We start from the raw sequence: 23,083 nt of genomic DNA on the forward strand, positions 1-23,083 counted from the left end.
GGCCGCGTAGTTGTCCAGTCCCACGAACTCCGTACCGCCGAAGAACACCTGCTCGCGGAACAGGCTCAACCACATCGCATAGGCGATCGGCGCCAGGACACCAAGGCGAACACCAGCAGGAACGGCGCGACGAACACCCAACCTCGGTGATCCACGCGCAGGCGACGAGAGGGCCCGCGGGTCGGGCGCGCCGAACGTGCCGGCGGAACCTGGACCGGCGGCGAGATGGACGTCATCGTCCCTCCTCCAGTGTGGAGTATCGATTCAGCCGGGTGGCGTTCCGGACTCCACCGTCCACTCGCGACAGCGATGCCAGTCCGGGTGACGGCGGGGAACCACTTCTTGGCACACCGTCAGCGGCCCGACACGGTGAAGCCGTGCTCATGGCCGTACCGGGTGATGGATTCCTGCCACTGGCTCAAGCCCGTCCCCAGGTCCGACTCACCGGTGATCGCCTTCCCGACGGTGTTGTCGAAGACCGTGTTGGCGTACTCCTGGTAGGGCAGGTACTGCCAGCCGGTGCCCACTCGCCGCGACGCCTCGGCGAAAACCCGGTTCGCGGGTTGGCCGCCGAAGAAGGCGACGGGCTGCTCGCGGAACGCGGGATCGTCCAGCAGGGCCTTGGTCGCCGGGAACAGGCGCACGTCGGCGTTCAGCGACGCCGCGCCCTCGGGGTCGGAGTTGAGCCACTGGGCGAAAGCGACCGCGGCGGCCTTCTTCTCGCTCTCGGCCGTGACCGCGACCGAGGAGCCACCGTGCTCACCGGCCGTCGGTTCGGCCGCGTTCCACTGCGGCATCGGGGCGACCGCCCACTGTCCACTCGTCCGCGGGATCGACTTCTCCAGGTTCGCCAGCCCCCAGGCACCGGCGAACCACGTGGCGTACCTGCCCTCCGCCATGGAGGTCCACCACTCGTCCGTCCACTCGGTGACGGGCTCGACCGTGCCGTCGTCCAGCATCGCTCCCCACACCTCGGCGAACGCGTCGACGCCGGCGTCCGCGGTGAGGTTGACCCCGATCGACCTGTTCGGCCGGTTGGCGAACGGCCTTCCGCCTGCCTGCCAGATCAGACCGCCCACTGTGCCGAAGTCCACCGGGTCCAAGGAGGTGACGTAGGTGCCTGGTCGATCGCGCTTGAGGCGCTGGGCGGTCCTGCGGTACTCGTCCCACGTCGCAGGTGGCTCCAGGCGCAGCCGGTCGAAGATGTCCTTCCGGTAGAACATCACCATCGGCCCGGTGTCCTGGGGGATGCCGTAGATCTTGTCGTCCACCACGACTTGCGACCACGCCGACGCGGTGAACCGCTCCTCGAGGTCCGCCACCCCGTACGGGGTGAGGTCGGCGATCTGGCCGGAGGTCGCGAACTGCGGCAGGGCGAAGTACTCGATCTGGGCCAAGTCGGGGGCGCCGACCTCCGTGTTGAGCGTGTTCTGGAGCCTGAGGTAGTGGTCCGGCCCCTGACCTGCGTTGACCACGTCGATCTTGATCTTGGGGTGCGCGGTCTCGAACTTGTCGACCGCCTTCTCGATGTTGGGCACCCACGTCCAGAAGGTCAGCGTGGTCGGCTGGTCCAGCGCTGCCCGCACCGCTGCCGCACCGGTCGGCTGCTCGTCGGCGGACCCGCAGCCGGCCAGCACCGCGGCTGCGACGACGAGCACCGCGAGGGTGCGGCGCGGTCGTCTCCCGGAGGGCATGGGGCGGCCTTTCACGGATTTGTCGTGGGGAGGGGATGAGGGCGTCGCCGGTCGCCCGCCGCTGCTGTCTCGGCGGGTCGTCGCACGTCCGCGGTGGTGCGTTCACGCGACGCAGAGCATCGAAGGTGTGCAGCTCCGTGTGACCAGGGGTAGGCCGCCGGTCGAACCCGGTGGCCTACCCCTGGCGCTTCGACGGTCTGCCGTTCAGAACACCTGGACGAGCGACCAGTGCTGCTCGAGGCGGTTCTCGTCCGGCCACTGGATGACCTGTGCGCCGTCGGCGGTCGATCCACCACCGACGCTCAGCAGCTTGCCGCTGTGACGGGCGCGGATCTTGTAGTAGGCGCCCACCGGTTCGAGCCGGAACGACTGGTCGAACGCGGTGTTCTGCACCCACTGCGCCGCGTGCGCCGCGTCGGCCGTGCTCGCGCCGTAGATGGACACCGCCCGGCCGCTGTTGCGGTTGAGCAACGTCCGGTAGCCGTCACCGGTGTCCATGACGTGCCAGTGCTGGTTGAAGCCGCCGTTGTCGGCCCACTGCACGAGGTTGGCGCCGTCGGCCAGGTCGGCGCCGTACGCGTCGAGCACCTTGCCGCTCTGCCGGTTGACCAGCTTGTAGTACGCCCCGGCGGATCGCCCGAAGTCGATGTCGGCGTGGCTGATGGTGCCCGCCCCGGAGAGGATCAGCACTCGGCCGGTGCGCGGCACGTACGTGAGGTTGCGGAAGTAGCCCGCCTGGATGGTGGTGCGCTGCCGCGTCCAGGGGCCGGTGCTGCTGCCGCTGGGGTTGACCCAGACGTCGCCGCTGCCGGATGCGTTGAACATCAGCCGGCCGTCGGGCAGCCGGATGACGACCGGGCTTCCACCGGTGGTGAGCGCGGGGGAACCGGCGGTGACCGGGAGCGCGCTGATGTTGGTTCCCGCCGCACCGCCCACCGAGCGGAAGTCCAGCGGGTTCGACGAGATCTTGTAGCGCACGTTGTCGCCGCCGCCGAAGTACTCGTACGTCATCATCCACCGACCGTCGGTGGTCGGCACCACGTTCGGCATGCCCGGACGGCCGCCGCCGATCTGGCTGACACCGGCAACGGTCTCGGTGAGGCCCGCGACGTCCACCACGGGTGCGCTCCACCCGCTGGAGGTGTAGCCGTTCCAGGTCCGGTGGGCGATGACCTGTCCGTGGGAGTCGGGTGCGGTGCCGTTGTCGGCGCGCATGGTCAGGACACCGGTCGAGGGGTTGTAGCCGGTGAAGTCGTTCTCGTCGGAGTAGTAGGCGACGAGCTGGTTGTTGTACACCATCAGGTACGGCTCCCAGACGGGGTCGACCTGGCGGTAGGTGTTGGCGCGGGCGATGCGCTGGCCGATGGCGCCGGCGCTGCCGCCCTGCCAACCTGCCGTGGTGATGATGTTGAGGAAGTTCCAGGACGCGCCCTGGTCGGTGCTGGAGTACAGGGCGGTCGCCATGTCGCGGCGGTCACCGTCGTTGGTCGGCACCCAGTTCGGGTCGGCTGCCTTCTGCTCGGTGTAGTAGTGGTCCTCCCCCGTCACGGTCGTCGCCAGCAGCAACGTGCCGGCGCTCAGGTTTCCGACGTTCTGGGGAAGGGTGTAGAAGAACGGGCTGCCCCAGTTGCTCGTGTACTTCGCGTGCGCGGGGTTGCTCGACATGTACGCCGGCGCCCGCACCTCGGCCAGTGGCTGCCAGGTCGTGCCGTCGTCGTCGCTCTTGTACACGGGGATGACCTGATCGACCGCCGTGCCAGTCGGGCCGACGAGGGCTCGTTCGAAGCCGGCGACCAGGCGGCCGCTCGGGAGCGCCGCCGACTTGGAGTAGATCGCGCAGTTGCCGAGGCCCTTGGTGCACTGCGCGTTGGCGGGCAGTTGGTAGAGCGTTCGCGGAGTCGGGCTGACGGCCCCGGCGGGAACGGTGGGGATGGTCAACAGCGCCACTCCCATCACCGCGGTCACGGCCCTCGCGAGCCACTTCTTCGTGTTCACGGGCTGTCCAATCGGGATTGTTCGGTTCTCGTGGTGGTGGTCCGGAGCTGGAGGCGGAAAGCCGGGCCACCGGAGCGATCGTCGCCATGTTCACGTAAACATGACTGCGCGGGCATCACTGGCGGCGAGACTTGCCCACGCTTCGCCGCGCCGAAGCCGGCGCGGTTGCCTCGAGGAACGGTGTGCCGTCGGTCGACAGCCCCGAAACGGGGACCGGTGAGTGCGGTGCCTGCCGCAGGATTCTCATCACGTGACCTCTCTCGTGGAGCGCACGGGTCATTCGGCGTGTCGCCGCAGCACGGCCACCGCCCGCGGTGGCAGGACGAGCTGCCGCCCGGAGGCGTCGGGGCCGACGACGATGTCGCCGTCCAGGTCGGGGACGTCGACAGGCTCCTCGGTACGGTTGATCAGGAACCAGAAGGTCGCGTCGTGGCCACCGCGGACGGCCAGCTCGACCCGGCCACGGGCCTCCGGCGGGAGTTCGCTGCGGATGGCGGCCGCGTCCAGCAGCTCCGCCAGCACCGGACGCAGACCCGCGGCCCCGAGGCGGGTGGACACGTACGTGGCCGACCCGGTCGCGGTGACGCGCCTGGTGATCGCGGGCCGATCCGCGTGGTCCCCGGTCTTGTACCAGGCGAGGACCTCCACCTCGGCCGAGGTGACGTCGACGCGGTCGGTCCACATCGTGCCGGTCGTGCCGTTGTCCAGGTCGACCCGCCGGTCGTCGGGCAGGGGGCCGAACTCCTCGATCCGGATGCCCAGCAGTTCCCTCAGCGCGCCGGGGTGACCACCGGTCCAGACGTGGTCGTTCTCGTCGACGACGCCGGAGAAGTACGTCACCGCGAGGTGTCCCCCGTTCGCGACGTAGGTGTTCAGGCGCTCGGACAACGCCGCCGGGACCACGTGCAGCACCGGGGCGACGACGACGTCGTACCCGTCGAGCGGCGTGTGCGCGGGCACCACGTCGACGCGGACGCCGAGGTCGAGGAAGGCCGAGTACCAGTCGAGCGCTTCCTGGCGGTAGTCCAGGAGCGAGGTGGGGTGGGAGTCCTGCTCGGACGCCCACCAGGACTCCCAGTCGAAGAGGATCGCGGCCCGGGCCGGGCGGCGCACCGTGCCCGCGACAGGAGCGAGCTCCTCCAGGGTCCGGCCGAGGTCCTTGACAGAGCGGAAGACCTCGCTGTCCTCCCCGGCGTGCGGCAGCATCGCGGAGTGGTACTTCTCCGCACCGGCGACCGACTGCCGCCACTGGAAGAAGCACACCGCGTCGGCGCCGTGGGCCACGTGGGTCAGCGAGTCGCGGGCCAGCTCGCCCGGTCCTTTCGCCAAGTTGACGGGCTGCCAGTTGACGGCGCTGGTGGAGTGCTCCATCAGGAACCAGGGGCGTCCCGGCGCCAGGTTGCCGGTCAGGTTCGCCGAGAACGACAGCTCGTCGAGCGCCTGCGGCCCGGGGTGCACGTAGTGGTCGTTGGAGACGAAGTCGACCTCGTCCGCCCAGTCCGCGTAGTTCATGCCCTTTATGCCGCGCATGACCATGAAGTTCGTCGTGACCGGCACGTCCGGAGTGAGAGCCCTCAGGAGGTCGCGTTCGGCCCGCAGGTAGTCCTTCAGAGCGTCGGAGGAAAAGCGTTTGAAGTCCAGCTGCTGCGTCGGGTTCGGGTGTGCCGCCGCCTGCCGGGGAGGCAGGACCTGGCCCCAGTCGCTGTAGTGCTGCGACCAGAACGCCGTGCCCCAGGCGGAGTTCAGCTCGTCCAGCGTGCCGTACCGGGCCCGCAACCACGTCCGGAACGCACGCGACGCGTCGTCGGAGTAGTCGTAGACGTTGTGGCAGCCCAACTCGTTGGACACGTGCCAGGCCGCCAGCGCCGGGTGGTCCGCGTACCGCTCGGCCAGGGCGCGCACCAGGCGCAGCGCGTGCTCGCGGAAGACGGGCGAGGTCGGCCGCCAGTGCTGGCGAGCACCCGGCCACACCGTCGCGCCGGTCCGGTCCACGGGCAGGACCTCGGGGTGTTCGGTGGTCAACCACGGTGGTGGCGAGGCCGTCGCCGTCGCGAGGTCCACGGCGATGCCGCCCGCGTGCAGCAGGTCCATGACGGTGTCGAGCCACGTGAAGTCGCAGGCGTCCCGGGTTGGCTGGAGCCGCGCCCACGAGAAGATCCCCAGCGACACGATGTTCACCCCGGCCGCCCGCATCGCCCGGACGTCGTCGTGCCACACCTCGGCGGGCCACTGCTCCGGGTTGTAGTCGGCGCCGTAGGCCAGCCGCGCCCTGGCGGTCGCATCGGGCCGGCGTAGCCAGCGAGGGGCAGGACGAGGGGCCACTGCTGCTCCTGACGTTTGGAGTGCACCACGAGTGGTCGATCGCTTGGCCACCCGCTTCATGTTTACGTCAACATGGCCGTGGGCACGCGCTCGCAACCCTTTGGAGGACAAGCGATCGACAAAGGAGTCCGCCACAGGCCGACGCGAGCGCCGACGGCCCATGTTAACGTGAACATCGAGCCGATAGTGTCACCGTGACACACGGTCGTCAAGACCCGACGCGTCAGTAGCAGGCGCCCGTCGAGGAAGGCGGTAGGCGATGAGCGCCGCGGAAAAATCGTCAGGAACGACACCACCGGCCTCCTCCGGCCGCCGGGGTCGCACGAAACGCGGGGTGTCCATCGGCGACGTGGCGAGACTGGCCGGCGTCTCGTCGCAGACGGTGTCCCGGGTGTCCACCGGTCATCCCAGGGTGATCCCCTCGACCCGTGACCGCGTGCTCGCCGCGATGAAAGAGCTGGGTTACCGACCCAACAGCGCCGCGCGCGCCCTGAGGATGGGCGAGTTCCGCACCCTCGGCGTCGTGCTCTTCACGCTGTCGAGCACGGGCAACAGCCGCACCGTCGAGGCGATCGCCGACCACGCCGCCGCGGAGGGCTACGCGATCACGCTCATCCCCGTCGCGAGGCCGACCCAGGACGACGTGCTCGGGGCGTTCACCCGCCTGGAAGAACTGGCGGTGGACGGGGTCGTCGTGATCATGGAGGTGCACCTGCTGGACACCGCCACGGTGACGCTGCCACCCGGCGTGCAGCTCGTCGTGGTCGACTCCGACGCGGGAGACCACTACGCCGTGGTCGACAGCGACCAGTACGACGGCGCGAGGCAGGCCGTCCGCCACCTGCTGGACCTGGGGCACCGCACGGTCTGGCACGTCGCCGGTCCGGCCGGGTCGTTCTCCGCCGAACGCCGCGCCCACGCCTGGCGCACGACCCTGAAGGAGGCAGGCCGCCGCGTTCCGCGCATAGAGCAGGGCGACTGGTCGGCTGCCTCCGGCTACCAAGCCGGCCTTCGACTGGCCGAACGACCAGGGTGCACCGCCGTGTTCGTCGCCAACGACCAGATGGCGCTGGGCGTGCTGCGCGCCTTCCACGAACACGGTCGCACCGTGCCCGACGACATCAGCGTGGTCGGGTTCGACGACATCCCCGACGCCGGCTACTTCATCCCACCGCTGACCACGGTCCACCAGGACTTCGCCGAGGTGGGGCGGCGCTGCGTCCAGCGCCTGCTCCAGCAGATCCGCCATGCGGGCAACGGCTCCGACGCGGGCCTGGTGCCCACCCAGCTGGTCGTCCGCCACAGCACGGCGCCACCCCGCCGCGCGCGGTGACGCGAGCGGCGGGGCTCCTCGTGCCGCGAACCGTCAGGCAGGCGCCTGGCGCCAACGCTGGTTCGTGCCGCCGCCGCACGTCCACTGGACGAGCAGCGTCCCGCTGGTCGGGCTGTACGACGGGACGTCGAGGCACTTGCCACTGGCGCGGTTGACCAGTGACACAGTGGTGGCGTCGAACCGGCGCACGGTCCACTGCTGGTTGTCACCGCCGTGGCAGCCGTACTGCAGCACGCTCGCGCCGTCCGCGGTCGAGCTGCCCGACACGTCCAGGCACGAACCGGTGGCCCGGTTGATCACCTCGACGTAGCCGCCCGCCCTGGCGCGGAGCTGCCAGTGCTGCGACTGCGCGGTCGACGCGGTCGCCTGCCGGACCGAGGAGCCGGACGTGTCGAGCCTGAGGCCGCTGTGCTGCGCGGTGAAGGTCGAGAACGGACCTACGCCGCCCGCGGTCTGGGTCACCGTGCGGATCGTGCCGTCCGCGTTGTGGTGCAGGCGATCCATCACGACCGACCGCTTGAAGTCACCGCCGCCGGTGCGGGCGTTCTTGTGGTAGGCGATGTACCACTCCCCCTGGTACTGCACGATCGACTGGTGGTTGGTGCTGACGTTGACGTAGTCCAGGACCACACCGCGGTAGGCGAACGGCCCCAGAGGCGACGTGCCGGTGGCGTAGTGGATCTGGCCCGGCCAGCCAGTCGAATAGGTGAAGTAGTAGGTGCCGCCGACCTTGTGCAGGTGAGGAGCCTCGCCGTACACCGTCGAACCGGTCACCCGGACGTCGAGGATCGGCCCCGCCGTGGACACCATGTCCGCGCCCAACCGGACCACCTTCGGCGTCCGCGTGCCGAAGTACATGTAGGACGAACCGTCACTGTCGGTGAAGACCATCGGGTCGATGGGCTCCTCGCCGACGTTCACGTCCCGGGCCCGGTCGACGAGCGGGTTGCCGCGGGCGTCGGAGAACGGGCCCGTCGGCGACGACGACACCGCCACACCGATCTTCGTCCGGTCCACGGGGAGGTAGAGGTAGTAGCGCCCGTTCCGCTCCGCCGCACCGGGCGCCCAGGCGTACTGGCTCGCCCAGGAGAACCCGGAGACCGAGAACACGTCACCGTGGTCGGTCCAGTCGACCAGGTTGGACGACGAGTACGACCGCCAGGACCTCGAGTCCCAGTAGGTGCCGCTGTTGGTCTGGTCGTCGGTGAGGTAGAGGTGCACCCGCCCGTTGAACACGTGCGCGGAGGGGTCCGCGACGAACCGGTCGGGGATGACCGGGTTCGCGGCACTCGCCTGCGGCAGGCCGATCACCATCGAACCCACGAGCACACCGGCGGCCACCATGCCGCCAAGGGCCAGTCGGCCATTGCGTGAAGTCCTGATCCTGATCACTTCCAATCTGCGGCGTGCGGACTGCGTCCCGCGTGCCGGACAGTGGGATTCCGAGCGATGACCGGCGTCGTCGACGCCTCCGGGCACCCGTGCAGCCGGTGAACGGCATCGCCAGCGGGTCGCGCCACCTGAAGGCGCTGTGTTAACGCTAACAGTGCACGTGGCGAAACCCAATATCCCGCGCGGTGCTCGCCCCACCCCGGGCGAAAGTTCCTACCACGCCCCGATTTGCCGTAGGACAGCCAGCCGTTTCCGCCCGTTGCGGCGGCCCGGCGCGTCACCACACCGGCACCACGCAAACGTGCTCGGCACGAGAGTCCCGCTCGCGCCGACGCGACCATCGTGGTCGCCCCTGCGCCTCACCACGGAAGGACTCCCCATGCGCGGAGCAGTGATCCACGCACCCGGCGATGTCCGCTTGGAAACCCTGGACGATCCGAAGATCCTCCACCCGACCGATGCGATCATCCGCACGGCTGTCACCTGCGTGTGCGGTTCGGACCTGTGGCCCTGGCGCGGCCTGGAGCCGGTCGGCGAGGCGCACCCGATGGCCACGAGTACGTGGGCTTCGTCGAGGAAGTCGGCGCCGAGGTCGCCTCGGTCAAGCCGGGCCAGTTCGTCGTCGGTTCCTTCGCGACCTCGGACAACACCTGCGCCAACTGCCGCAACGGCTTCCAGTCGAACTGCCTGCACCGCGAGTTCACGAGCACCTGCCAGGCCGAGTACGTGCGCATCCCCCACGCCCAGGGAACCCTGGTGGCCACCGACGAGGTGCCCGGCGAACAGCTGTGGCCCAGCCTGCTGGCACTGTCGCTGCTCGCCTCCCGGGCAGCCTCCGAGACCGGCACCTTGTCAACGCCCGAGCGCTGACCGCCGCGCGCAACCGCCCCACTGGGGATGCCTGCAGGTCCGGGCCTGTGCCGGTTCGCATCCCTGGTTCCCGGATGCCATACCGGCAACGAATGCCGTATCAGTCACTTGTGGACAGTGCCTTCCCCAGGCGAATTTCAGCGCCTTTCCTGGCTGCGGTTACCGGCCGGCCGATCAGAGACCGTTCGATCGGCCGGCCGGTACGCCGTTGGCTCGATTGCTCAGTACACGTACGGCCAGCCGTTCTGGTCCCAGTCGAGTTTGTTGATGCCGAGCAGCGGGTTTCCGTTGTCGGCGTAATAGTGGTAGAAGAGGATTGATCCGTCGGTGTCGTCCAGGTACTCCTGGTGACCGGGACCGTGGATGTTGCCTTGGCCGGCAAGGATCTCCGTGCCACCGCCGGACATCATCGACACCCCGTCGCGGTCGGTGAAGGGGCCGTTGACCGAGGTGGAGCGGCCCACCATGATCCGGTAGTCGCTGGCGGCGCCCCGGCAGCAGTAGTCGAAGGAGACGAACAGGTAGTAGTAGCCGCCGTGGCGAACGAGGGTGGCCGCCTCAATGGGGAGCTGCGGGAATGGCGCGTTCCGGCTGGCGATGTTGATGAGGGTCGAGTCGGCGCGCTTGCCGGTCGCCGGGTCGAGCCGGAACTGCTTGAGACCGGAGTAGTAGGAGCCGAGGGTCAGCCACCAGCCGCCCTGGGTGTCGATGGTCAGGGTCGGGTCGATGGCGTTGAAGTTCTCCCCGGTGCGCGACTCGTAGATCAGGCCTTCATGCCTCCACGATCCCGCGGCGCCGGTGGCACTGGTGGCCAGGAAGATCGCTGAGCGCGAGGACCCGACGCTGGAGGCCGAGTAGTACATGTAGTACCGGCCGTTGACGTAGGTGAGGTCGGGGGCCCATATCTGGTTGCTGTTGTTCGTGTACGGGTGGGCCCACGGGACGCCGCCGGGGAACGCCGAGCCCGCGTTGCGCCAGTCGGTGCGGTCGTTGGAGGTCTTCAGCGGAATGTTGTCCCCGGTGTGCGCGAGGAGATAAGTGCCGTTGGAACGCTTGACCACCGTGGGGTCGTGCACGCCGGTGTCACCGGTGACCAGACCGGGACGAGGGTAAGGGGGCCGGTCGCCGGTCCTGATGAGCTGCCACTGCTGGTTCGCGCCGCCCAGGTCGGTGTACTGGGAGACGCGGCCGCCGTCGGCGGTGGACCACCCCCACACCTCCAGGGCCTTGCCGCTGTTGCGGTTGATCAGGCGGATGTGGCCGCCCTCGCTGTCGCTGACGCGGAACTGTTGGTTGGTGCCGTTGTGGTCGGTCCACAGCGCGACGTTCGCGCCGTCGGCGGTGGAGGTGGCGGCGATGTCGAGGACCTTTCCGCTGTGCACGGAGCGCAGCCGGTAGTAGCCGCCGCCGGAGTCGACGAACTGCCACTGTTGCCAGGCGTTGTTGTTGCGCGACCACTGGTCGATGGGGGCGCCGTTGGCGGTGCCCTGGTTGAAGACCTCCAGGACCTTGCCGCTGTGCCGGTTGGCCAGGATGTAGGTGGCGTTGGTGTCGATGTATGCCGCGCTGGCCGGGGCCGCGGCCACGATCGCCTGGACGAGCGAGAGCAGGATCGCGACAACTGCCGTGATCGCGGTGGCGACCTGGGGGCGGATGCGCCGCCGGCTGGAAGGGGGTGCGATGGTGTCCATGGAAGACCTTTCGTTTCGGACGAAGGCCGAGATGACGCACAGGCGTATAGCGCTGACATTCGCGAGGTCTTCTACCTTCCACACGCTGGCCTCGCGCATGAGTCATGTGTCCGTTGCCGAGAGCTCCTCGGGGCACGCTCCGGGTTGTTGTCGTCACCGCAGCAGCTGATGCCGTCCCGCATTGTTCTCAGCGGTCAGTTGATCCGTACGATCTGCCGGCCTTCCCACGTGCCGTGGTTGACGCCGGGATTGACCCCGATGGTCGCGTCGCCGCGGGTGACTGCTGTGCCGAGCGCGGTGCTCGCCGCCGCGGCGAGCACCGCTCTGCGGTTGATCGTCAATCCTCCTCGACGTCCATCGGTGGTCAGACGACGGACGGCCAGCCGGCGGCGTCGTAGACCAGGCGGTTGATGCCCAGCAGCGGGGCGCCGTTGTCGGCGTAGTAGTGGTAGACCAAGATGTCGCCGTCGGTGTCGGCGAGCACGGCCTGGTGGCCGGGGCCGTGGATGTTGCCGTGCCCGGCCAGGATCTCCGTGCCGCCGCCGGAGGTCATCGCGCGGCCGTTGCGGTCGACGTAGGGGCCGGTGACGCTGGTGGAGCGGCCCACCATAATGCGATAGGTGCTTTGCGCGCCGCGGCAGCAGTAGTCGAACGAGACGTACTGGTAGTAGTAGGCGCCGCGCTTGACGATGAACGGCGCCTCGATCGCGCCACTGCTGGCGATGGAGGTCATCGAGCTGCCCGACCGCAGACCCGTGGCGGGGTCGAGCGGGATGAGCTTGATGCCGGACCAGAAGGAGCCGAAGTTCAGCCACCACCGGCCCTGGTCGTCCACGACCAGGTTCGGGTCGATGGCGTTGAAGTTGTCGGCCGGACGGGACGACACGACCAGGCCGCGGTGGGTCCAGGTGCCGGGGTTGCCGTTGGGGCTGGTGGCCAGGAAGATCGCCGAGTTCATGGAACCGAAGGTCGAGGCCGAGTAGTACATGTAGTACTGGCCGTTGCGGAAGGAGATGTCCGGCGCCCACAGTTGGCGGCTGTTGTTCGTGTAGGCGTTGGCCCACGGCGTGCCGCCGGGGAACGCGGAACCGATGTTGCGGAAGGCGATCCGGTCGGTGGAGGTCTTCAGCGGGATGCCGTCGCCCGTGTACGCGACCAGGTAGCTGCCGTCGGGGCGCTTGAGGATGGTCGGGTCGTGCACGCCGATGTCACCGGTGACGTAACCGGGGTTGGGGTAGGCCGACCGGCCGGTGGACCAGCGCTGGTTGGGCGCGGCGGTGCAGGTCCACAGGGTGACCCGAGTGCCGTTGGCGGTGCCGTGGTCGAGCACGTCCAGGCACAGGTTCGACTGGGTCGCGGTGATCGTGCCGTCGCCGTTGCGCCGGAACTTCTGGTTCGCCGCGCCGGTGCAGTTCCAGCTCACCAGCCGGGTGCCCGGCGCGGTGCCGAAGTTGTAGGCGTCCAGGCAACGCGTGCCGTCGAACGTCCGCATCTCCCCGGCGGCGGTGAACTCCCAACCCTGGTTCGCCTGCCCGTTGCAATCCCAGATCCCCACCTCGCTGCCGGGAGTGGCGTTGCTACCCACCACGTCCAGGCAGCGACCGGACCCGGCGCCGACGAGGGATGGACCGATGACGGCCGACGCCGTGGGCGCGCTGATCAACGTGGTCAAGAGTGCGGCTATGAGCAGGACGGCTCCGGTGAGCCGGGATCGAGCGGTCGACATGGCTGCCTCCATTGGCAACGGATGTGTGGTGGTCGACGAACGGCTTGGGGTCGGGGACATGGGTGTGCCGCACTGCCCGGTGGACGGTGCGCGGTGACGTGGTCCGCGCACCGAACCCGGCAGGCTTGCGATCGTCAGGCTTGCGGTGAGGTCAGGGTGAACGAGGCGTCACGGGCGAACACCGTGTCCGTGCTCCTCAGGTCCAGACGCATCTCGAAGCCGAAGTGCCGCAGGTAGCGGCCGGGGAAGTTGTAGGACTCGAAGGAGGTGGAGCCGCCCCCGGCCAGGCCCGCCCGGCCGCAGAACGTCGCGTCACCGCGGAAGACGGCCAATCCGTCGTTGCGGGCGAGCACGAGCTTCATGCTGCTGTGACGCAGGTAGTGCCCCGGGAAGTTGACCGACTCGAACGAGTAGCAGTTCCCGTTGGCCAACCCGCCGACGACGGTGAAGGTGGCGTCGGCGCGATCGGTGGCGGTGCCGACAGGTTCGACGTAGGCAACGTTGTTGCGGTGCCTGACATATCGGTCGGGGAAGTTGACCGAACGCACCGAACGCCTGCCGGTCGGCACCGCCGTGCTGTCACCGACGTTCTCCCGCAGCACGGTGAAGTGCCGCGCCGTGCCGGACAGCTCCGACAGCTCGACCTTGGCGCCGAAGGTGTTCAGGTTGGAGCTGTCCGCGTAGAAGTAGCGCTTGGCGCCGTACTGGTCGAAGTAGATCCGCCACCGGCCGTCGGGCAGCTGCACGAGCGCCGGCCCTTCGAGGCCCGAGCCCCAGCCGGCCCAGTTACCGGTGCCGACGAACTGCCACGGGCCGTTCAACGACGGGGCGGTGGCGTGCTCGATGTACTTCGTCGTCTCGTTCTTGACGAAGTTGTGGTACGTCCCGCCGTCCTTGACGATGAAGCTGTCGATGTAGTTGGCCGGGATCCCCAGCGCCACCGGTGCGGTCCACGCCGACAGCGAGCTGTCGGTCGCGGTGATCCGGTAGGGCCGGAACTGGCCCGCGGTGCCCGTGGTCGACGCCGAGAACACCACGTGCACGCTGCCGTCGGAGTCCTTGAACCACTCCGGTGCCCACGTGCTGCCGGTCGAGCCGTTCAGGCCGACGGTCAAGTCGCGCAGGAACGTCCACGTCGTGTAGTCCGCGCTGCGGGCGAAGCCGATCGTGTTACCGGTCCAGCCCGTGGTGTAGACGATGTAGTAGTAGCCGTCGGTGTGCCGGATGACGCTCGGGTCGCGAATCAGCCCGGACGGCGGCGTGTACGCGTTGGAGCGAACCAGGTTGAAGTTCGTCCCGTTCGTCGAGTCGTACACGTACATGTTCGACTCGCTGCTGTTGGTGAACGCCGTCATCACGTAGTGCGGCGCAGGACCTGCCGCGTGCGCGGTGGGCTGGTGTACCAACAGGGAGGCAGCCAAGGTGGTCAGCAGGGTCGCCACGGCGGCGGCGATCCTCGAGCGGGGGGACGTCATCGTCTCTCCTCGGAACGGTCTGCGTGCAGCGCCGGCTGCAGCGGCCTTGCCGATAAGCCGGTCGCCACCGGCGGGTAGCGCTGTGGCGCTGGAGGAGCACGGCCGGGGTGCCGACCGCCTGCGCCATGTTTACGTAAACATGGCGCAGGGTGGTACGTGGCGCGTAAATACCGGGAGTTGCCAGAAGCGATGTTCACGTTAACATCCTGCGGCAGTTCAGTGTCTGCGCAAGGCCACGCGGATGTCAAGAGCAAGGTCACTGCCAACTCGCGATCCGGTGCCCGGCGTCGCCCACCGCTCGACAACCCGCGGCGTCACCGCACGCGCGGCGGGGCGGTGCTCTGGCGCTCGACCAGGCGGGTGGCACCAGGAACGTACCGGGCTCGGCCGCCCCGAGCCGGACCCTCCCAGCCGGGCCGCACGTCGACAGGTCGCCGACCGGTCAGTGGCGACCTGATCGAGCAGGAGCCCACCGCAGCCTGACCGCAGGTCAGACCGCACGACCGACTTCGGCACCCGACTGGGGCGGGGGTCACGAGCGACCCCCGCCCCATCTGAAGGTGTAGTCGGTCCTGTCGGTCGTGTAGGTCCTGTCGTGGAATGAGGGCTCAGCGGTGCGGGGTCATCCCGTCAGCCTGAAGGTCGCGTCGGCGCGGCCGGTGGCATCGGAAATCTGGTGCAGCCGCAGTTGGTAGTCCTGGTGGCGGATGTAGCGGTCGGGGAAGTTGTAGGACTGGAAGGACGACCAAGACGGGTCGGCCAAACCCGCGACCTGGCGGAAAGCGGTGTCGGCCTTGAACGTCGCGCTGCCGTCGTCCGCCGCCAGAACGAAGTCGAAACCGCTGTGCCGCAGGTAGTGCCGGGGGTAGTTCACCGACTGGAACGACACGGTTCCTGTGCCTGCCAGGCCGGGGACCACGCGGAACTGGGCGTCCTGGGCGGGGTTGGCGTTCGGGTCGATGCGCGCGTCGAAGTCGACGTGGCGGATGTAGTGGTCGGGGAAGTTGTAGGACTGGATGCGGTTGACCGGGGCGACCGACTCGGCCGCGTAGCCGGCGGCGGTGATGTTGGCCTGCACGGCGTCCTCGGTGGCGTTGGTCGGATAGCCCGAGGTCATCACGCCTTCGTAGAAGGTGCCTGCACCACCGATGCTGTTGTCACCACCGATGCCGAGGAGGATTCCGCCTTCCTTCTGCATCGGGTGGTAGCCGTTGGGGCGTGGCCCGTCGAAGGTGGTCGACAGCCCACCGGACTGGGCGTTGCCGCTGCGGATGGCCCAGTGGTCGGGCTCGCCCTTGACGATCGCCGTGACGAACCGGTGGGTGATGGTCGGGTTCGGGTTGTAACGGGGGTTCACGCCGGAGAACAGCCCCCACTCCAGGTCGGCCATGACCCACGGTCCTGGGCCGTCCCCTGACCCCCACCAGTTGTTGGAGCCGAAGTAGACGGTCTCCATGATGCCCTGCCGGTCGGCCTTGCCGTCGGTCTGGGCGTTGCCGTAGTCGAAGCAGCAGCCGTCGCTGTAGTGCGTGCCGTCGAGGACGGCGTAGATGCCTTCCGGCTGGTCGCCGGTGGCGATGCCGTTGGTCCTGTTGTTGCGGTAGCCGGTGCCGGGCGAGATGTACACGCCGTACGCCTTCCGGCCGCCGACGGTCACCGGCGCGGCGGTCGCGACCGCGAGGTTGTCGTAGCCGCCCGGAGCCGGGCCGAGGAAATCGCCGGGAGGCGCCTGGGTGAGGTGGTTGCCACGGCCGGACTGGTCGTAGAGGACGGTGATGAGGCAAGTCGTGACGGCGCAGAAGGAATCCTGCGCGGCGGCGTTGGCGACCCCGCCCGCGGTGAGCGGGCCGACGTCGCGCGTGCTGTTGTCCGACGAGCGCCGGACCTGGTACAGCGGACCGTTGTACGCGCCGTACAGCGCCCTTGTGGTGCTGTGCGCCGCCACGCACGGCGTGCCGCCGGCCGCGTAGATGTCGCACGGTCCTTCGGTCGCGCCGTTCGCCGGAGCGGCGAACGGCACCGCCGTGAGGGCGATCCCGGTCGCGAACGCCACGGCGGACCGTGTGATGGCTCGAACTTTCATGGCTCTCCTTGTCGTTCAAAGGCCGAGTGCGGGCGGATCGCTGCGGTGGCGAGGACTCCGGGGCAGTGCACGTGCGACATCGTCGCGTCCGCGGGCCCGTGCCTCGGGCTACGACTCCGCGACAACCTGGCGCAGCGAACCGGAATCGTGAACTCCGGCTTCCACGGCATCCGCACCCACTGCGCCGAACAGCGGCCATCGCCGCCGCCGTCGCCGACCCGGTGGTACCCGTCACCGACTGCCGAGAGGTACCGGTTCTGCACCAGGAGGCCGCTGCACGTCCGCTGCGCCACCTCCTCACCCGGCACGGCGCCGAAGTCGTTTCTCGACGGTGAGCAGCGTGCCGGGACGACGCACCCGCCCGGTACGTGCCCAGGTGCTCCTCACCTCGCGTCGGAGGTGAGGAGCACCTGGGCAGGCGGGTCGCAGAGCCGTGCCACCGGTCGGGTGTGTTCGTCGGTCAGGTGGGCGTCAGCCGACGGTCCACTGCTGGTTGGCCGCGCCGGTGCAGGTCCACTGGCGCACCTCGGCACCGGGGGCGGTGCCGAAGTTGTAGTTGTCCAGGCACAGGCCGCTGTGCCGGTTGACCAACGTCGTCATGCCGTTGGTGGTGGTCATCCGCCACTGCTGGACCGCCAGGCCGTTGCACGTCCACTGCTGCACGACCGAACCGGGCGCGGTCGCGAAGTCCTTGTTGTCCAGGCACAGACCGCTGTGGCCGTTGGCGACGGTGTGGTAGCCGTCGCCGACCGGGGTGAGGTACCAGTCCTGGACCGGCAGGTCGTTGCACGTCCACTGCCGCACCTCCGCACCCGGCGTGGTGACGAAGTTGTAGTCGTCCAGGCACAGGTTGCTGTGCTGGTTGCGGATGTGGGCACGCCTGGTGTTGTCCACCTCGCCGGAGGGACCGGCCAGGACGGTGGAGGTGGAGACGGGCACGCCGAGGTTGGGGGTGCCGTCGGCGTTCCAGGAGATCTTCTGCACGCGGGTCGTGCGGGTGGTGCCGCAGCCCTGGGTCGCGGAGGAGTTGGCGTGGTAGGCGATCCAGGTCTCCGTGCCGTCCGGCGAGGTGAAGAACGAGTGGTGGCCGGGACCGAACACTCCGTTGGCGTCGTTGCGCTGGAAGATCGGGTTCGGGAACTTCGACCAGGACGCCGCCGCCAGCGGGTTGCCGCCGCGGTACTCCAGCATGCCCAGCTTGTAGTTGGGGCCGTTGCAGTGGCTGCCCGAGTAGGTCAGGAACGTCCGGCCACCCCGCTGCAGCGCGAACGACCCCTCGTTCACCGCGCCGTCCTGCCGCTCCCACGCCAGGGTGGGCGAGGAGATCCGGGTCCCGAAGGCGGAGGTGGTGTACGGGTTGGACATCGGCGCGATGTAGAGCGACTGCAACCCGTCGGCGTGGAAGGCCGAGAAGTGGAAGTACAGCGCGCCGTTGAGCTTGAGCAGCGCCCCGTCGATCGCCCACCCGTCGTTGGGCATCAGGTTCAGGATGCCCCGGTAGGTGTAGGGGCCGGCCGGGTCGTTGCCGGCGCTCTCCAGCACGTGGGTGCGGCGCGCGGCGCAGCACTGCTCCACCGAGAAGTAGACGTACCAGCGGTTGCCGACCTGCTCCAGGTGCGGCGCCCACATCGTGTTCCCGGCCGAGCGGAAGATCACCTGCTCCGGTGCGCTGCGCAGCCCGGCGATCGTGGACGACCGGCGCATCACGATGTCGGAGGTCCATGTGGTGGCGACGTAGTAGTAGTTGCCGTTGAACTGCACCAACGTCGGGTCCGCGCTGTTGGGCGCCGGCACGACCGGGTTGGTGAACGACGGACCAGGCGCGGCTGCGGCCTGTGGCTGGCTGATCGGGCTCAGGATCAGCCCGGCGACGATGGCGGCGACGAACGACATCGCCCGCCAGACCGTTCCTCGACGTTGAGCGAACAGCACAATCACTCCTCGGGGGTGTGTGGAACAGCGGATCGGTGACGGCGGTACTGCGGCTCTAGGCGATGCTCCAGTCCTGCGCGGCGAGACCGTTGCAAGTCCATTGCCGGACCTCGGAACCGGGCGCGGTGCCCCAGTTGTAGTTGTCCAGGCACAGGCCGCTGTGCCGGTTGACCAGCGTCGTCGTGCCGTTGGTGGTGCTCAGGCGCCACTGCTGGACGGCCAGGTTGTTGCAGGTCCACTGCTGGACCACCGAACCGGGGGCGGTGGCGAAGTCCTTGTTGTCCAGGCACAGGCCGCTGTGGCCGTTGCGGACCTCGTAGTAGTCGCCATCGACCGGGGTCCGGGTCCAGTCCTGGACGGGCAGGCCGTTGCAGGTCCACTGCCGGACCTCGGCGCCCGGCGTGGTGACGGCGGTGTAGTCGTCCAGGCAGAGGCCGCTGTGCCGGTTGCGGATCTGCTTCCGACCGGCGGGCGGGTCGCCGTTCAGGACGTCGATGTCCTTGTTGCCGTAGGTGTCCTGCAACATCGCCAGCGACTCGGTGGTGGCCCGGTACAGGCGGTAGTAGTCGAACAGCATCCCGGACTGCCGGGTATCCATCGCCGAGTGTCCGGTCGCGATGACGCTCTGACCCCGCACTCCGTACTCCGCGTAGGCGGGGCGACTGGAGGCCACCGAGTAGTTCCAGGCGAACTGCCAGGTCTCGGCGAAGTCCGCGGCCCGCTGTGCCGCTTGGAGCCACCGCTGGTCGCGGGTGTGGTCGTAGGCCGACAGGAACGCCCGCAACGCCAGGCTCGCGGCCTCCTTGTCAGTGACGTTGGGGTTGTCCGGCGTGCCGCCCACGTAGGCCGAGGGCAGGTGCACGGTCTGCCACGCGAACTCCGCCGCGCGCAGCGCCGCTGTGCGGTACCGGGTGTCACCGGTGTAGGCGGCCAGCTCCATCAGGAACGGGATCGTGTTGTGGGTGTTGTACTTGGCCTGGTTGTCCGGCGCGGTGCCCGCGAGGTCGTAGGACCGGTAGTAGGACCCATCCGCGTTCTGGTTCGCGACCAGCCAGTCACCGAACCGCCGCGCGTAGGACTCCCACGACGCCACCGGCGTCCCACGGGCACGCATGAACCGGGCCGCCTTGAGCACGCCCTCCATGCCGTCGGTCGCGATGCGCAGGTAGGTCGGGTAGAACCCGCGCCACCCCGGCGGGTTCACGTCGTACCACGTCCTTGGCAGACCCGACGGCGCCGACGAGTTCGCCACCCAGAAGTCCAGGATCTGCCGCCCCTTCGTCACGTGGTCCGGGCGGTTGTTGAGGTAGCCGTCGCGCAGCATCAGGTAGGCCGCCGGGATCTGCCGGCCGACGAACCCCATCTGATAACTGATCTCGCGCACGGTGCCGTCCATCCACACGCTGAACGGCAACCCCGGCGCCCCACCCCAATTCCCCTGGTACGAAGCCAACACGTCCACCGACGACCGGTAGACCTGCTCGATCGGCACCTTGGTGATCTCGGGGTTGGCCATGTCCCAGTGGTAGCGCCACGAATCGCGCACCGCCGCACCGAAGTCCGCCGTCCGGTGCGCCCGGAACCGGAACTGGTAGCTCTGGGAGTAACCCGCGGACACCGGGTTGCTGCGCCGCACCCACGCCGCACCCCGGTTGACGTAGTTCTTCTCCCCCTCCACACCGGGGTAGACGATCGCCAGCTTGCTCGACGGCACCCGCTGCGCGCCCAGCGCGGCGTGCGTGATCCCGCCGTTGACCAACCACGCCCCGCTGCCCTCGTCCACCGGCGAAGCCGCACGCGGGTTCTGGTGGGCCAGGCTCACGTCCAGGCCGCTGCCCGGGTCGTGCATCATCACGAACGGCAACGGCATCCGCATCTCGCGGAAGTACAGGTAGTTGTCGTTGAGGTCGCTGCCCAACTCCCCCGCCGGCACGGTGCGGTTGCGGTCGTACATCACACCCGGCGCGAGGAACTGGTAGTCCTGCAACGGACGCGGAGCCGCCGCACCGATCGTGGAGCGGGAGTTGAAGCCCTGGTCGGCGACGCCGGCGGTGACCACGGTGACGGTCCGGCCCACGCTGAACCCGCCGCCCGGCGCGGCCTCGTAGCTGTCCCGGAACCGGAACACGCTGCCGTTGCGGCTGCGCACGTCACCGGCGCTGACCAACCGCGTGACCTCCAGCACCACCGACGTGTACTGCCCGTTGACCTCCGACGGCGTCTCACCGTTCTTGACGATCACCTGCATCGGCTGCTGCTCGGCCAGCACCGACGCACCACTGGTCACCTCCCGCACCACCACCGCCTGGCTCGTCGGGCCGGTGGTCAGGACCAGCTCGTGGTTCCCGGAGCGCAACGAGCCCGATGCGGCCTGCGCGCCGGTGCCGCCCACCGGCGCCAGCACCGAGGCAGTCCCCAAGGCCAAGGCGGCGAGCAGGCCTTTCCTTCTGCGGACCATGGTTGAACCCTTCTGCGTTGGAGGGCAAGGACCATCGCCGGACGGGATCGGGAACGTCGTCCGGTGTGGCAGCGCGATCACCGAGGCGGCATCGGGTGGTCGCGGTGCGGGGTGGTCGACGGCTTCGCGGAACGACCGTCAGGTGTTCGGTGGCCGGTCGTCCGGACGACACGGCACCCAAGCGGATGTACCCACGCGATGACTCACGTCACAGCAGGTGTGTTAACGCTAACAGGACTGAGCGGGTGACTCAAGTGGTGTCCGCTCACCAAGATCAACCGAGGTGATCTTCGGTTCCGGTAATGTATGTTATCGCTAACATGTCGTAACACGACCGACTACCAGCGCAGATCCCGCGCTTCGTCCGCCTTCGCCGGCGATGTTGACCAGGTCGACTTCGCTGAACAGCAGGTAGGTCGGGATCGCCAGGGCCGTGGTCGGGACCATGATCGTGCCGAGGACCAGGCCGAGCAGCAGGCCGCGACCCCGGAACGCGTACCGGCGAAGCCGTAGCCCGCGAAGGTGGCCAGGAAGGCCGCGCCGACCGAGCTGACCGCGGCGTACAGCAGCGTGTTGACCAGCCAGCGGCCGAACACTCCGCCGTCGTGGGTGAACGTGCGGCGGATGTTGTCGAACAGCGAGAAGTCGTCGGCGAACCATGATTTCAAGCGCTGAAGGAAGCGTCCATAGTCGTGCGGCCCGACACACCACCGGATGCGCACCGGGGACCGCACCCGCTCCGGCCGGGGCACGACCACCCAACCTGAACCGTCACTACTGCGAGGTAGTCATGTCCACCAACCGCACCCTTCGAGCTGTCCCGAATCCGGCGACCGACCCGGCGCAGCCGCGCACGGAGACCGGGGAGAAGCTGTGGCAGGCACTCCGGGACAACCCCGGCAGCACCGCCACCGCCCTGTCCACCGCCGCCGGAATCGGCAAGTCGACCGCACCCAAGATCCTCACTCACTGGGAGAAGGACGGCCTCGTCACCCGCACCGCCGGGATCGCCGACGGCGGTTCCCGCCCCGCCGACCGCTGGTCCATCACCACGACGGACGACCAGCCCACCGACGTCGATCCGGGGAAGCAGTCGGAGAAGCCTCAGCGGTTGGCACCAGGGGCCCTGCGCGGCATGGTCGAGGACTACCTGCGCGACAACTCGGACGAGTTCAGCCCGAACGCGATCGGCAAGGCGTTGAACCGATCCTCTGGTGCGGTACACAACGCGCTGGAGAAGCTGGTCGAGAGCGGCTACGCCGTGCGAACCAGCAACAAGCCGAGGAAGTACTCCCCCGCCGCGACGACTGCCGCGACTACGGAGTAGCCGTCATCGTTGCTGGACGGTCATGCCGTCACGTGCCTCCAAAGGTTCATCGTTGGAGGCACTACGGAGTCCAGGGACTTTACGTCATTGGCAGCCAACGAGATCACCATCTCATCCACACTCACCGCGGCGTTGCTACTGCATCGCGGCCGGCCCGAGGATCCATGGAACAACCCGTCGGTGTGGCCGCAATGGCAGCGACTACTGCCCCACCTGCTCACCACCACCGCACCCGACCGACACGATCTCCTCACCACCCATCACGACACCCTCATCGATCTGCTCAACAGCATCTCCGCCTACCTGCACACCAGCGGGACAACCCGCCAAGCGCTCTCCCATGCCCAGCACGCCCACTGGCTCGCCCACCACCATCACGAACCCGATCACACCATCACCCTCAGCACCAGCACGCGCCTGGCCCTCCGCCTGTCGGCGTCAGGCGACCACCAAGCCGCACGCGAACTCGGCGAAGACACCCTGACCCGCTACCGCCGTCTCCTCGGCGACGACCACCCCAACACCCTGCGCACAGCGCTCGACCACGTTGCAGTACTGGGCGAACTCGACCAAGCCGACCAAGCCGATGCACTCCAGGCATGGATTGACAACGTCACCAACTCTTGACCACGCGCGCTAAGCGAGCGCGCAAGCACTGCGGCAGTACTTGTTTGTGTTATTACGAACATCCGCTCATGCCGCTGAGCGCGCGGACCGACCACAGTCAAGACACCGCCGGCGCCCCCTTGGGAGCACGGAGTGGGAGCAGACTGGGAGCAACTCCG

The 23,083-nt window shown here is 68.6% G+C and carries 16 protein-coding genes; 4 read left to right on the top strand and 12 right to left on the bottom strand.

The window, feature by feature from the left end; genetic code table 11:
- Nucleotides 1–353: 353 nt before the first annotated feature.
- The 3 genes from V1227_RS16675 to V1227_RS16685 all read right to left on the bottom strand — a co-directional run bounded on the left by V1227_RS16675 (nucleotide 354) and on the right by V1227_RS16685 (nucleotide 6,011).
- On the bottom strand, nucleotides 354–1,694 hold the full coding sequence (locus tag V1227_RS16675; RefSeq protein ID WP_329793493.1) for an ABC transporter substrate-binding protein: 1,341 nt from the start codon (nucleotides 1,692–1,694) through the stop codon (nucleotides 354–356).
- Between the two features lie 204 nt (nucleotides 1,695–1,898).
- On the bottom strand, nucleotides 1,899–3,689 hold the full coding sequence (locus V1227_RS16680) for an RICIN domain-containing protein (RefSeq protein WP_329793494.1): 1,791 nt from the start codon (nucleotides 3,687–3,689) through the stop codon (nucleotides 1,899–1,901).
- Between the two features lie 276 nt (nucleotides 3,690–3,965).
- On the bottom strand, nucleotides 3,966–6,011 hold the full coding sequence (locus tag V1227_RS16685) for a beta-galactosidase (protein WP_329793495.1): 2,046 nt from the start codon (nucleotides 6,009–6,011) through the stop codon (nucleotides 3,966–3,968).
- Nucleotides 6,012–6,345: 334 nt separating this feature from the next.
- Between V1227_RS16685 and V1227_RS16690 the strand changes: the two genes are divergently transcribed.
- The gene (locus V1227_RS16690; RefSeq protein ID WP_329793496.1) at nucleotides 6,346–7,344 is read left to right on the top strand and encodes a LacI family DNA-binding transcriptional regulator; all 999 of its coding nucleotides are present in this window, start codon (nucleotides 6,346–6,348) and stop codon (nucleotides 7,342–7,344) included.
- 33 nt (nucleotides 7,345–7,377) lie between these two features.
- Here V1227_RS16690 and V1227_RS16695 read toward each other — a convergent pair whose 3' ends face one another.
- Nucleotides 7,378–8,658, bottom strand: coding sequence for an RICIN domain-containing protein (locus V1227_RS16695; protein WP_329794047.1), 1,281 nt, complete (start codon nucleotides 8,656–8,658; stop codon nucleotides 7,378–7,380).
- A gap of 639 nt (nucleotides 8,659–9,297) precedes the next feature.
- Between V1227_RS16695 and V1227_RS16700 the strand changes: the two genes are divergently transcribed.
- Nucleotides 9,298–9,606 (top strand): alcohol dehydrogenase catalytic domain-containing protein, encoded by a 309-nt coding sequence (locus V1227_RS16700; protein WP_329793498.1) that lies wholly within the window; start codon nucleotides 9,298–9,300, stop codon nucleotides 9,604–9,606.
- 221 nt (nucleotides 9,607–9,827) lie between these two features.
- Here the strand turns inward: V1227_RS16700 and V1227_RS16705 are convergent, their stop codons facing one another.
- From V1227_RS16705 to V1227_RS16740, 8 genes are all read right to left on the bottom strand, one after another.
- Entirely contained in the window at nucleotides 9,828–11,297 is a 1,470-nt protein-coding gene (locus V1227_RS16705) for a family 43 glycosylhydrolase (protein WP_329793499.1), read from the bottom strand.
- Between the two features lie 194 nt (nucleotides 11,298–11,491).
- The gene (locus tag V1227_RS16710) at nucleotides 11,492–11,638 is read right to left on the bottom strand and encodes a hypothetical protein (protein ID WP_329793500.1); all 147 of its coding nucleotides are present in this window, start codon (nucleotides 11,636–11,638) and stop codon (nucleotides 11,492–11,494) included.
- Nucleotides 11,639–11,661: 23 nt separating this feature from the next.
- Entirely contained in the window at nucleotides 11,662–13,023 is a 1,362-nt protein-coding gene (locus V1227_RS16715) for a family 43 glycosylhydrolase (protein ID WP_329793501.1), read from the bottom strand.
- Between the two features lie 134 nt (nucleotides 13,024–13,157).
- A complete protein-coding gene (locus V1227_RS16720) occupies nucleotides 13,158–14,498 on the bottom strand; it encodes a glycoside hydrolase family 43 protein (RefSeq protein ID WP_329793502.1) in 1,341 nt (446 codons plus the stop codon).
- Nucleotides 14,499–15,120: 622 nt separating this feature from the next.
- Nucleotides 15,121–16,581, bottom strand: a complete 1,461-nt coding sequence (locus V1227_RS16725) for an alpha-L-arabinofuranosidase B (RefSeq protein ID WP_329793503.1) — start codon at nucleotides 16,579–16,581, stop codon at nucleotides 15,121–15,123.
- 471 nt (nucleotides 16,582–17,052) lie between these two features.
- On the bottom strand, nucleotides 17,053–18,513 hold the full coding sequence (locus tag V1227_RS16730; protein WP_329793504.1) for a family 43 glycosylhydrolase: 1,461 nt from the start codon (nucleotides 18,511–18,513) through the stop codon (nucleotides 17,053–17,055).
- 55 nt (nucleotides 18,514–18,568) lie between these two features.
- Nucleotides 18,569–20,971 (bottom strand): RICIN domain-containing protein, encoded by a 2,403-nt coding sequence (locus V1227_RS16735; protein ID WP_329793505.1) that lies wholly within the window; start codon nucleotides 20,969–20,971, stop codon nucleotides 18,569–18,571.
- 338 nt (nucleotides 20,972–21,309) lie between these two features.
- Nucleotides 21,310–21,693 (bottom strand): hypothetical protein, encoded by a 384-nt coding sequence (locus V1227_RS16740; protein ID WP_329793507.1) that lies wholly within the window; start codon nucleotides 21,691–21,693, stop codon nucleotides 21,310–21,312.
- Between the two features lie 68 nt (nucleotides 21,694–21,761).
- On the opposite strand from V1227_RS16740, the gene V1227_RS16745 reads away from it, so the two are divergent.
- Nucleotides 21,762–22,298, top strand: a complete 537-nt coding sequence (locus V1227_RS16745; RefSeq protein WP_329793508.1) for a helix-turn-helix domain-containing protein — start codon at nucleotides 21,762–21,764, stop codon at nucleotides 22,296–22,298.
- 87 nt (nucleotides 22,299–22,385) lie between these two features.
- Nucleotides 22,386–22,925 (top strand): tetratricopeptide repeat protein, encoded by a 540-nt coding sequence (locus V1227_RS16750; RefSeq protein WP_329793509.1) that lies wholly within the window; start codon nucleotides 22,386–22,388, stop codon nucleotides 22,923–22,925.
- Nucleotides 22,926–23,083 lie beyond the last annotated feature (158 nt).

The organism is Lentzea sp. DG1S-22 (assembly GCF_036321065.1).
GTDB classification, from domain to species: Bacteria; Actinomycetota; Actinomycetes; order Mycobacteriales; family Pseudonocardiaceae; genus Lentzea; species Lentzea jiangxiensis.